The sequence below is a fragment of the Fibrobacter sp. genome (genome assembly GCA_012523595.1).
GTDB lineage: Bacteria > Fibrobacterota > Chitinivibrionia > Chitinivibrionales > Chitinispirillaceae > JAAYIG01.
Map to the genome: position 1 here is coordinate 1 of JAAYIG010000080.1, position 3,218 is coordinate 3,218.

The following is a 3,218-nucleotide window of genomic DNA, read 5'->3' on the forward strand; positions in this document are numbered from 1 at the left end:
CGAGTCCCCTCATAATGAAAACCATCCTGGGAAAAATGATGAAGCGGAAAAGCTGTAATTAACCCGTTACCCGCAGAAATCGCAGAATTCAGGTTCTTGGAAGGAAATGAAATGCAATTACCAGACCTACAACCACTGATTAAACTGATTAGCCTGATTGACCTGATTAAAGAAAGAATTTGCGTTGTCTGAATTATCTGCGCTTACCAAGCAGATAATTCAGACATCAATAATAACAAAAAGATCTTTTTTATATTAAATCAGTGGAATCAGTCTAATCAGCTTTATCAGCAGTTAAGAGTGGATAGCCCACCCCTCAACCGCCCTCGCTGACTCCATAACAGCCTCGGACATGGTAGGATGAGCATGGATCATACCGGCAATCTCCGATGGAAGCAGCTCGCTTTTCTTAGCCAGCAAATACTCATGAATAAGCTCCGTTGCCTCAGCACCTATCGCATGCACACCCAGAATCTCATGTGTGGAACTCTCAAAAACCACCTTTACAAACCCCTCAGCACGCCCCTCGGCAACCGCCTTCCCCACACCCTTGTAGGGAAATGACCTCGTTTCACAAGCGATCCCCTTCTCCTTTGCTGCCGATTCTGTATAACCAAAACTGGCCACCTGAGGCTCAGTGTATATAGCACCCGGAACCGCCAGAGGATCTAAACGCCTCTCTCCCGGATATCCAGCGATATGCTCTGCCGCTATCTCCCCCTCCTTCGATGCCACATGGGCAAGAAGAGGTGTGGGGACAATATCCCCGATAGCATAAACACCCTTCACAGATGTCTCGCCGTAATCACCTGTCAAAACATAACCTCTATCCGTTTTTATCCCCAAAGCCTCCAAACCGATACCCTCTGTGTTTGGAACCCTCCCAGTCACAACCAGCACCCTCTCCACCGAAATCGTCTCCCGCACTCCCTCCCTGTTCTCCAGGACAACTTCCGCCCCCTCAGATCTCCTCTCCATCGAGACCGCTTTTGTGCCAACCCGAATATCCATTCCTCTCTTTACAAAAGATCGGCGCAGAAGCTCTGACACCTCCGCATCTTCACCGGGAAGAATCCTGTCCATCATCTCTACTATTGTTACCTTCACCCCGAATGAGGAAACAATATGCGCGAATTCAACACCTATCGCACCACCACCCAGAATCAACATCGAACCGGGCAGCTTCTGCATAAGAAGCGCACCCGTTGATGAGAGCACAACCTGCTCATCGAACTCAAACCCTTTTATCTGACGAGGGGAAGAACCGGTAGCCAGTATAATCGCTTTTGCAGTTATCCGCTTCTCATTGTTTACAAGTATCTCCCGGTCAGAAACCAGTACCCCCGTACCGTTCACCACAGTTACCCCGTTTTTCTTGAGCAGATATGCCACACCCCTGGAAAGAGTATCCGCTGCCTTGCGTGATGCAGCATTTACTTTCGAATAATCAAATGAGGATACATCAACCTTTACACCCATCCCCTCAAGAGCCATTCTGGAATTGAATACATGCGCCTGATGAATCAGAGCCTTCGATGGAATACAGCCGATGTTAAGACAAACCCCGCCCAGCTTGTCCTTCTCTATGATGATAACCCTCTGCTTCAGTTGCGCAGCCCTGATCGCTGCTACATATCCGCCCGGCCCCGAACCTATTACCGCTACATCAAAATTATCCGACATTCTCTGTCCTCCAGTACTTTTCTAAGCGCTAATTCATATTCCATAAATCAGCAGTATCGGTTTTCCTGCTGGTATTAAATTAATGAATGCTTATTACAGAAATTCAATTTAATACGGTAAGATGGATGCCTGTTTTCACAGGCATGATGCCTCGAGGCAACAATTGCCATAATACATATCCTCTCCTAATCGTCATTCCTTCTGATGTTAATTAAAACTAAATGTGGCCTTTGCCCAATTGATTACAAATACCCGAATTAAGGTTAGGCCATTTAGGATTATGAACCCAGCCCGGAAAGCAGGAATCCAGTCCAACAACTTAATAGGCAGTTCCCCCTCTCAATAAAGAACCGTAACAGGATTCTCCATGATCTTCTTCAGATCAGAAGCAAACCGGGCCGCCACCGCTCCATCGATCACCCTGTGATCATTTGAAAGAGTAAGAAGCATCATGCTCTTTACACCAGATCCATCTGCAGACAGCTCTTTGAATATCTCGCCTACTGCAAGTATCGATGATCCCGGGGGGTTGATAATGGCTGTGAACTGACGGACACCATAGGAACCAAGATTACTGATTGTAAATGTGGCACCGGTATACTCTTCAGGCGTCAACCTGCCCTCTCGGGATCTCTTGACAAGCTCCCGAAGCTCCGCATCGATATCAATTATCCCCATGGACCCGCAATCTCTCACCACAGGAGTAATAAGGCCATCCTCCAGCGCAACCGCTATCCCGATATCCTGAGAATGATGTCTGATAATCTCATCCCCTGCCCAGGTGGAGTTCACCACCGGATTCCTTTTGAGCGCCTCAGCCACAAATTTTATAAGAAAAGCATTGAGAGAAACCCTCTTCTCCCTTCCCTCATTCAATTCACTGCGGGCAGCAATCATCCTGTCCACACAAACAGAAACTGTAAGATAGTAATGAGGTGCACTGAATTTCGATTCAGAAAGCCTCTTTGCAATGATACTTCGCATCTGAGAAACAGCTATCGACTCATCAGCTTTTTTGACAGGCGCTTCAACCGCTCCGCCCACAGCCGCCCGCTCTACATCCTCTTTAACTATCCTGCCCCGCGGTCCACTCCCCCTTACCGTCCTCAGATCGATCCGCTTCTGCCTGGCTATTTCCCGGGCCAGGGGTGATGCCCTCATTGTTACCATTTCCGGTTCCCTGACCTCCGGCGGCTCCCGCTCCAAAGAGGGCACTCTCTCCTCCTCCTTGCGAGGCGGCGGAGGAGTCAGCTCCCTTTTTTCTTTCTCCTTAGAAACTTTCTCCTTTCCCTTGCCCGAAATCTGCTTTAGTAAAGATGATATATCCTCTCCAGCCTCACCAGCCACAGCTATAGGATCACCCACCCTGACACTCGACCCCTCAGGAGCCACTATCTTAAGCAGCACACCCTCGGTAGTCGATTCATAATCCATGGTGGCCTTGTCTGTCTCTACCTCACAAAGCAAATCACCGACACCGAACTCCTCCCCCTCCTTTTTATGCCAGGAAGTGATTGTACCAGTCTCCATAGTAG

2 protein-coding genes are annotated in these 3,218 nt (G+C 48.4%); both read right to left on the minus strand.

What is annotated here, in order from left to right; genetic code table 11:
- Nucleotides 1–294: 294 nt before the first annotated feature.
- Nucleotides 295–1,683 carry a dihydrolipoyl dehydrogenase gene (gene lpdA / locus GX089_04945; protein NLP01822.1) on the minus strand — a complete coding sequence of 463 codons (1,389 nt, stop codon included), beginning with the start codon at nucleotides 1,681–1,683 and terminating at the stop codon, nucleotides 295–297.
- Nucleotides 1,684–2,022: 339 nt separating this feature from the next.
- Nucleotides 2,023–3,218 (minus strand): 2-oxo acid dehydrogenase subunit E2 (locus GX089_04950; protein ID NLP01823.1); only part of this gene is annotated, 1,196 nt, incomplete at its 5' end.